The following is a 7507-nucleotide window of genomic DNA, read 5'->3' as shown; positions in this document are numbered from 1 at the left end:
CGCCGGCGAGGGCGCGGGTGGCGGCGGCCACGTCGGCGCGGTGGCGGCGGACCGGCGCCGTCCGGGTCAGGACGGCGAGCGGCGCCACGCCGGCGGTCGGCCCGTGCAGGTCGCCGAGGACGGCCCGCCCGCCCCACGTGCCCCAGGCCGCCAGCGGCTCGAGCCCGAGCGCGCCGGCCGGCGGGCGGTCACCGGGCGGCAGGACGGCGAACCAGCCGGCCCCGAGGTCGCGGGCGAACCTGGCGCGGTCGGGGCGGGGGCCGAACGAGCACGTCACCACCGGTGATCGTCGCGCCGGCGACGGCCGCCGCCTTCTCCCACCCCGGCACCCGCGCCCGGCCGGTGAACACGTCGTAGTCCCTGGCCTCGATGCGGTCGAGGATGCGGCCGTAGAGCACCCGGGCCGCCCGGACGGCCCTGGCCGACGACGGCGGGAGGAGGTCGATGCCAGGGTCGGCGGCCCGGTAGAGCTCGCGGGCCCGCTCGACCTCGAAGGCCATCAGCGCCCGCCAGGCCGGCGTGACCCGCCGCTCGGCCGGGTCGGCGTCGAAGCGGCGGAGATCCTCCCCGGGCAGGTACACCCGGCCGCGGTCGAGGTCCTCGCCGACGTCGCGGAGGAAGTTGGTGAGCTGGAAGGCCTCGCCGAGGTGGCGGGCCGGGCCGAAGGCGGCGGGGGAGCGGGGCTCGAGGATCGGGAGCATGAGCTCGCCGATCACGGCCGCCGAGCCGTCCATGTAGCCGAGCAGGTCGTCCCAGGTCTCGTAGGACGACACGGTGAGGTCCATGGCCATCGACCGGAGGAACCGCCGGAAGGCGTCGGGGTCGAGGTCGAACGCCCTGGCCGTGTGGACGACGGCCCGCAGCACCGGGTGGTCCGAGGAGCCGGCGGCCAGGTCGGCGAGGAAGCGGTCGCCCAGGTCGGCGAGGGCCGCCGCCCGCTCGCCGGCCGGGGCCGGCCCCGGGTCGTCGACGATCTCGTCGGCGTGGCGGCAGAACCCGTAGAGGGCGTGGACGTGGTGGCGCTTCACCCGGGGCAGCGCGAGCGTGGCGTAGTAGTAGGTCGTGCCGTGGCGCCGGTGCAGCCGCCGGCACTCGGCGTAGCTCTCCTCGAGCGTCGTCATCGGGCGCCGGCCCGGTCGAGCCGGTCGACGCGGTCGGCGGCCAGCCGCCCGGACACGAGCACCATGGGCACGCCCACGCCGGGGACGGTGCCCGAGCCGACGAAGACCAGACCCGGCACCCGGCGGTCGAGGTTGCCGGGGCGGAACGGCCCGCTCTGGAGGAACCGGTGGGCGAGCGCGAACGGCGTCCCCCGCTCCATCCCCCGGCGCTCCCAGTCGAGCGGGTCGACAAGGTCCTCCACCTCCACCTCGGCCGGGTAGCCGAGGGCGGCCACCCTGGCGGCGAGCTCGTCCCGGGCCCGGTGCCGCTCGGTGGTCCAGTCCACCCGCCCGTCGAGGTTGGGCGCCGGCTCCAGCACGAACAGGGTGGAGCAGCCGGGCGGGGCGACGCCGGGCTCGTCCACCGACGGCACGGTCACGAGGAGCGACGGGTCGGGCATGCGCCGGCCGTCGTCCATGAGCGCCCGGAAGGCGCCCTCCCAGGCCCGGCCGAAGTGCACGTTGTGGTGGGCGGTGCCGGGCGGCGGCCCGCCCCGCACCCCGGCGTGCCACACGAGGCAGGACGGCGAGTAGCGGCCCCGGCGGGCCACCCTGGGCGCGTCGAGGCCGCCGAGCAGGGTGCGGTAGGCGACGGGCAGGTCGGGGTTGCACACGACGGCGCCGGCCGGCACGACCTCGCCGCCCGCCAGCTCGACGCCGAGGACCCGGCCGGTCGTGCCCCGCTCCCGCAGGATGCGCTCGACGGTGGCGCCGTACCGGAACGTGGCCCCGGCCTTGGCCGCCGCCTCGGCCAGGGCCCGGGGCACGGCGGCCATCCCGCCGTCGACGGTCACCACGCCGTTGACCACGTCCATGTAGGTGATGACCGAGAACAGGGCCAGGGCCTCGAACGGGGCGAGGCCGGCGTACATGGACTGGAAGCTGAGGACGCGGCGCAGCCGGTCGTCGGCGACGTGGGAGCGGACGACGGCGTCGAGCCGGCGCAGCCCGCCGAGGCGGAGCAGGCGCAGCGCGGGCCCGAGCGGCCGGACGAGGTCGAGCGGCGAGTCGTAGTCGCGGCCGATGAAGCGGGGCATCTCCAGCCGGTACAGGTCGGTGACCCAGTCGCAGAAGCGGAGGAAGCCGTCGGCGTCGGCCGGCCCGCACACGGCCCGCACCTCCTCGGCCATCCGGTCCCGGCCGGGCAGGACGCACAGCTCGGACCCGTCGGCGTAGCAGGCCCGGTACATGGGGTCGAGGGGCCGGACGGCGAGCAGGTCGTCGAGGTCGACCCCGGCGGCGCCGACCGTGTCGGCCAGGAGGTCGGGCATGGTGAGCACGGTCGGCCCGGTGTCGAAGCGGTAGCGCCCCCGCTGGAGCACGCCGGCCCGCCCACCGGGCCCGTCGGCCCGCTCGAGGACGACGACGGCGTGGCCCCGGCCGGCGAGGTGGCAGGCGGCGGCGAGGCCCCCCAGCCCGGCGCCGACGACGGCGACCTCCACGGCGAGTGAGCCTAGGTGCGGCCCTCTGCGGCCGCCCCATCGGAGCGCCGGTACGGTCGGCCCGGTGGAGCTGCTCACGGTCGGCCACGGGACGCTCGCCGCCGACGCCTTCGCCGGGCTGGTGACGGCGGCGGGGGTCGGCCGGGTGGTGGACGTGCGCAGCTACCCGGGCAGCCGCCGCCACCCGCACTTCGGCCGGGAGGCGATGGCCGCCTGGCTCCCGGCCGCCGGGGTGGCCTACGACTGGGCGCCGGCGCTCGGCGGCCGCCGCAAGCCGGTGCCCGGGTCGCCGCACGTGGCCCTGCGCCACGAGGCGTTCCGGGCCTACGCCGACCACATGGCGACCGAGGAGTTCGTCGCCGGGCTCGACCGGCTGGTGGCCGAGGTGGCGGCCGGCCCCCGCACGGCGGTGATGTGCTCCGAGTCGGTGTGGTGGCGCTGCCACCGCCGCCTGCTGGCCGACGCCGCCGTGGCGCTGCGGGGGGTCGAGGTGCGGCACCTGTTCCACGACGGCCGCCTCGCCGACCACGCCCTGACCGACGGCGCCAGGGTCGACGGCGACCGCCTGGTCTACGACGGCGGCCGGCTGTTCGCCTGAGCGGCGGCCTCCTCGACGGCCGTCGCCGTCACCCGCCCCCGCCGGTCGACCGACACGAGGAACCGCGCCCCCGGCGGCAGGTCCAGCCCCTCGAGCCGGTCCTCCACCTTGAACTCCACCGGCCGCGCCTCGGCCGCCGCCTCCGCCCGGATCTGGTGCACGAGGGCGATCACGCCGATGCCGACGGTCAGGATCCCGGTGACGGCGATGCCCCATTCGATGAACGTGATCACCGCTCCTCCTTCGCCGCCGCGAGGCCGGCGGAGAGGATACCGAGCGAGGCGCCGGCGACGACGGCCACGGTGCCCCACACGGTGGCGAAGCGCTCCTGGCCGGCGCTCCTCGGCAGCCCCGACAGCTCGACCTCGACCAGCGACGCCCACGCCGTGATCGCGAACAGCGCCGTCAGGACGGCACCGACCGTCAGCGCCTCGACCACCAGCGCCGACGTCCTCCGGCGATCGGCGGCCAGGATGTCCCGGAGGCAGGCGATGTCGAGCCCGGCGGCGACGAGGAACGGCTCGCCCCGGCCGACGATGTCGACGAACGGCGGCCGACCGTCGGGCGACGTCCACGTGACGAGCGCGTAGAGGAGCGCGACCGGCACGACGGCGCCGGCGCCCACCGACCACAGCACGTAGCGGGCGACGGCGGGCGCGCGCGACCGGACCACCGGGGAGAGACGGAGCACGAGGGGGACCTCCTGGACCTGCCGGCCGCCGTACGCAGGGCACTCCTCGTGCCGAGAACCGCGGGCCGAGGCTACTCCGGCTCGGGTCGCTCCCCGGCCGTCGCCTCGAGCTCCTCGAGGCTGGCGACGACCTGCTCGACCTCCATGCGGGCGTCGGTGATGCGGCGCCGGCACAGGCGGATCAGCTCGGCCGCCCGGCGGACGCGGGCGGCGAGCACGTCGACGTCGAGGGCGTCGTCCTCCAGCTCGTCGAGGATCGCCTCCAGCTCGGCCAGCGCCGCCCCGTAGCCCGGCTCCCGGTCGCTCACCCGGACACCTCCCTCGTGCCGGCGGCGCGCCCCGGCGCCCGCCCGCGTCGTCGCCCTCCGACCCGACCCGGCCCGCTCACCCGGGCACCTCCTCCACCCGGCTGGCCGCCGAGCCGTCGGCGAACGTCGTCACCAGCCGGTCGCCCGGCGCCAGCGCGGCCACCGAGCGGACGACCCGGCCATCCGCGTCCCTCGTGATCGACCAGCCCCGGGCCAGCGCCTTGGCCGGGTCGAGCGCCGTCGCCCTCGTCTCGGCCACCCGCACCACCGAGTCGGCGGCGGCCAGCGCCCGGCGCGTCCGCGTCGACAGGCGCGCCGTCGCCCCGGCCAGCGACCGGTCGGCCGCCCGCAGGTGCGCCCGGGTGGCCCCCTCCAGCCGCCCGCCGTGGACGGCCAGGCGGGCCGCCGAGCGGTCGACGGCCAGGGTCGCCTCCCGCTCGAGGCGCCGGGCGGCCTCGTCGGTGCCCCGCCAGGCGACGGCCAGGCTGCCCCTCGTGGCCCGGCCGACGGCGGCCGCCGTGCCGGCCAGCGCCCGGTCGGCCGCGTCGAGGCGGTGGCCGGCCCGCCCGGCGAGGCGCTCCCACGCCCGGGCCAGCCGCTCGGTGAACGACCGCACCTCGGCCACCAGCCCGGCCGCGCACGCCGTCGGCGTCTTGAACGCCACGTGGGCGACCTCGTCGGCCACGCTCCAGTCGACCTCGTGGCCGATGCCGGTCACCACCGGGACCCCGAGCCCGCAGACGGTCCGGGCGACGACCTCGGCGTCGAAGGTGGCGAGGTCGGAGCGGGCGCCGCCGCCCCGCACGAGCGCGACGACGTCGGGCCGCAGCGCGGCCGCCCGCCGGAGGGCGAGCGCCACCCGCTGCTCGGCGCCCGGCCCCTGCACCCGCGTGTCCAGCACCCTGACCCGGAAGGCGAGCCCGCTCCCGGCCAGCTCGTGCAGGAAGTCCGAGGCCGCCGCGCTCGACGCCGCCGTGACGAGGGCGACGTGCAGCGGCGCCACCGGCATGCGGAGCCCCGCCTGGGCGTCGACCAGCCCCTCGGCCCGCAGCGCCCGCAGGAGCCGGTCGCGGTCGGCGGCCATGCGCCCGAGCGTGTGCTCGGGGTCGATCGCCGACATCAGCAGCTGGAGGCGCCCCTGGGGCCCGTAGTAGGCGAGCCGGCCCCTGATCCGCACCTCGATGCCGTCGGCCAGGCGCACCCCGCCGGCCCGGCGCAACATGGCGACGACCCGCTGGCGGGCGTTGGCGAACAGCGCAACCGAGAGGCAGGCGGTCGGCCGGTCGTCGCCCTCCTCGTGGTCGGTGAGCTGGAAGTACGCGTGGCCGGCCCGCCCGGCCTTCCACCCCTGGATCTCGCCCCGCACCCACACCTCGTCGGGGAACGACTTGCGGAGGGCGACGGCGATCCCGTCGCTCAGCTCCGACACGCTCCAGGTGCGCTCCTCGCCGGCCACGGCCCGACCGTAGCGGCGGCATGATGACCCGATGCACACGGTGCTCGCCCCCGGCGTGATCGAGATCGACACCCTGCTCGGCGGCTGGGAGCGGGTGACGGCCGGCTACCTCGTGGAGGGCGACGCCCCCGTGCTGGTGGAGACCGGGAGCCAGACGTCGGTGCCGGCCGTGCTGGCCGCCCTGGAGGACCTGAACGTCGGGCCGGGCGACCTGGCCGGCGTGGTCGTCACCCACATCCACCTCGACCACGCCGGCGGCGTCGGCGACGTGGCCAGGGCGTTCCCCAACGCCACCGTCTACGTCCACGAGCTGGGCGCCCGCCACCTGGCCGACCCCCGCCGCCTCGTGAGCTCGGCGGCCCGGGTCTACGGCGACCTGCTCGACAACCTCTACGGCCGGCTCGACCCGACCCCGGCCGAGCGCATCCACGTGCTGGCCGACGGCGAGGACGTCGACCTCGGCGGCGGCCGCCGGCTCACCACCGTCGACTCGCCCGGGCACGCCAAGCACCACCTCGCCCTGCACGACTCGTCGAGCGGGATCCTGTTCGCGGGCGACGCCGTCGGCGTCCGCCTGCCCGACGCCGGCGTCCTCCGCCCGGCCACCCCGCCGCCCGACTTCGACCTCGACCAGGCCCTGCACAGCCTCGGCCGGTTCCGGGACCGCCGCCCGGCCGGCCTCGCCCTCGCCCACTACGGGCTGCTCACCGAGCCGGACGCGCTGCTGGCCGAGGCGGAGGAGACCCTGCGCCGGTGGGCCGAGGTGGCCGAGGCCGCCTGGCGGGACGGCCGGGACGTGGCCGCCGCCCTCGACGCCGAGTTCTCGCCGTCGCTCGAGGGCCTCGACCCGTCCATGCGGGAGAAGCTCGACACCCTGAACGGCGTGCACTCGAACGCGGCCGGCCTGACGAGGTGGCTGGAGCAGCAGGCGGGCGCCAGGGTGCCGCCGGGCGAGATCGCCCACGACCACGAGCACCGCCACTAGCCGCTACAGGCCGAACAGCAGGCGCAGCAGCGCGTCCCTCGCCCCCGGCGGGGTGAGGTGGTAGGCGAGGGGGACGATCGGCGCGCCGAAGCCGACGTAGCGGCGGGCCGGCGGGTTGGGCGAGGCGATCACGTCGGCGACCACCCGGCCGACCCGCTCGGGCGGGGTGAACACGGGGAGGAGCGTGCGGGTGATCGCCGTCCACCGGTGGTACGCGGTCTCGTAGCGGCTGGGCTCCCGGTCGGCGAGCTCGGCCCACGCCTTCGCGTAGATCGGCGTGCGGATGGCGCCGGGGTCGACGAGCGTGACCCGCACGCCGGAGGAGCGGACCTCGACCCGCATGGCGTCGTGGAGGGCCTCGATGGCGTGCTTGGCCCCGTCGTACCAGCCCATGAGCGGGGTGCCCATCATCCCGAGGATCGAGCTGACGGTGACGATGCGCCCGTCGCCCCTGGCCCGCATCCCGGGCAGGGCCAGGCGGGCCATCCGGACCGGGGCCAGGACCATCGTCTCCAGGTGGTGGCGGGCCTCGTCGTCGCCGACGTCCTCGACCGCGCCCATGTTCGTGTAGCCGGCCGCGTTGACCACGGCGTAGGGGTCGACGTCGGCGACGAGCTCCTTGGCCGCGGTGGCGTCGGTGACGTCGAGCACCCGGGCCTCGACGTGGACGCCGGCCCGGTCGGCCGCCTCGAGCAGGTCGTCGACCCGCTCGGCGCTCCTCGCCGAGGCGACGGTCCGGTGACCGCGGCGGGCCAGCTCCACCGTGGCGGCCAGCCCGATCCCCGAGTTGGCCCCCGTGACGAGCACGGGCAGGGAGCGCACATCCATGACCGGGCGCCTACCCGGTCGTTTATGCGCTAATCGGCG

10 protein-coding genes are annotated in these 7507 nt (G+C 77.2%); 2 read left to right on the top strand and 8 right to left on the bottom strand.

The window, feature by feature from the left end; translation table 11 throughout:
- From VGB14_07065 to crtI, 3 genes are all read right to left on the bottom strand, one after another.
- The coding region (locus VGB14_07065) for a hypothetical protein (protein HEX9992668.1) at positions 1-277 on the bottom strand (277 nt) is incomplete at its 3' end.
- Positions 189-1121 carry a phytoene/squalene synthase family protein gene (locus VGB14_07060; protein HEX9992667.1) on the bottom strand — a complete coding sequence of 311 codons (933 nt, stop codon included), beginning with the start codon at positions 1119-1121 and terminating at the stop codon, positions 189-191. The genes VGB14_07065 and VGB14_07060, both read right to left, overlap by 89 nt.
- Positions 1118-2602, bottom strand: coding sequence for a phytoene desaturase family protein (crtI, locus tag VGB14_07055; protein ID HEX9992666.1), 1485 nt, complete (start codon positions 2600-2602; stop codon positions 1118-1120). The genes VGB14_07060 and crtI overlap by 4 nt, the downstream gene beginning before the upstream one ends.
- Before the next feature lie 64 nt (positions 2603-2666).
- Here crtI and VGB14_07050 point away from each other — a divergent pair, with 64 nt between their 5' ends.
- On the top strand, positions 2667-3200 hold the full coding sequence (locus VGB14_07050; protein HEX9992665.1) for a DUF488 domain-containing protein: 534 nt from the start codon (positions 2667-2669) through the stop codon (positions 3198-3200).
- On the opposite strand, the gene VGB14_07045 is transcribed toward VGB14_07050, so the two are convergent.
- From VGB14_07045 to xseA, 4 genes are all read right to left on the bottom strand, one after another.
- Positions 3173-3433, bottom strand: coding sequence for a hypothetical protein (locus VGB14_07045; protein ID HEX9992664.1), 261 nt, complete (start codon positions 3431-3433; stop codon positions 3173-3175). The genes VGB14_07050 and VGB14_07045 overlap by 28 nt on opposite strands.
- Positions 3430-3891: a hypothetical protein gene (locus VGB14_07040; protein HEX9992663.1), complete on the bottom strand. Its 462-nt coding sequence runs from the start codon at positions 3889-3891 to the stop codon at positions 3430-3432. Before VGB14_07040 ends, VGB14_07045 begins: the two co-directional genes overlap by 4 nt.
- Before the next feature lie 71 nt (positions 3892-3962).
- Entirely contained in the window at positions 3963-4199 is a 237-nt protein-coding gene (gene xseB / locus VGB14_07035; GenBank protein HEX9992662.1) for an exodeoxyribonuclease VII small subunit, read from the bottom strand.
- A 76-nt stretch (positions 4200-4275) separates the two neighbouring features.
- Complete coding sequence (gene xseA, locus VGB14_07030) at positions 4276-5655, bottom strand: exodeoxyribonuclease VII large subunit (GenBank protein ID HEX9992661.1); 1380 nt, start codon at positions 5653-5655, stop codon at positions 4276-4278.
- A 31-nt stretch (positions 5656-5686) separates the two neighbouring features.
- Between xseA and VGB14_07025 the strand changes: the two genes are divergently transcribed.
- Positions 5687-6640: an MBL fold metallo-hydrolase gene (locus tag VGB14_07025; GenBank protein ID HEX9992660.1), complete on the top strand. Its 954-nt coding sequence runs from the start codon at positions 5687-5689 to the stop codon at positions 6638-6640.
- Positions 6641-6643: 3 nt separating this feature from the next.
- On the opposite strand, the gene VGB14_07020 is transcribed toward VGB14_07025, so the two are convergent.
- A complete protein-coding gene (locus VGB14_07020) occupies positions 6644-7468 on the bottom strand; it encodes an SDR family NAD(P)-dependent oxidoreductase (GenBank protein ID HEX9992659.1) in 825 nt (274 codons plus the stop codon).
- Positions 7469-7507: the final 39 nt, after the last annotated feature.

The organism is Acidimicrobiales bacterium, from assembly GCA_036399815.1.
In the GTDB taxonomy this organism is placed as follows: domain Bacteria; phylum Actinomycetota; class Acidimicrobiia; order Acidimicrobiales; family DASWMK01; genus DASWMK01.
Note: the sequence above shows the minus strand (reverse complement) of the source record. Positions and strands in the feature narration are given on the sequence as shown.

What these genes read in the sequence shown, in the direction of transcription:
- VGB14_07060 (HEX9992667.1), bottom strand. Translation starts at nt 1,121, where the DNA reads ATGACGACGCTCGAGGAGAGCTACGCCGAGTGCCGGCGGCTGCACCGG.
- VGB14_07025 (HEX9992660.1), top strand. Translation starts at nt 5,687, where the DNA reads ATGCACACGGTGCTCGCCCCCGGCGTGATCGAGATCGACACCCTGCTC.
- VGB14_07020 (HEX9992659.1), bottom strand. Translation starts at nt 7,468, where the DNA reads ATGGATGTGCGCTCCCTGCCCGTGCTCGTCACGGGGGCCAACTCGGGG.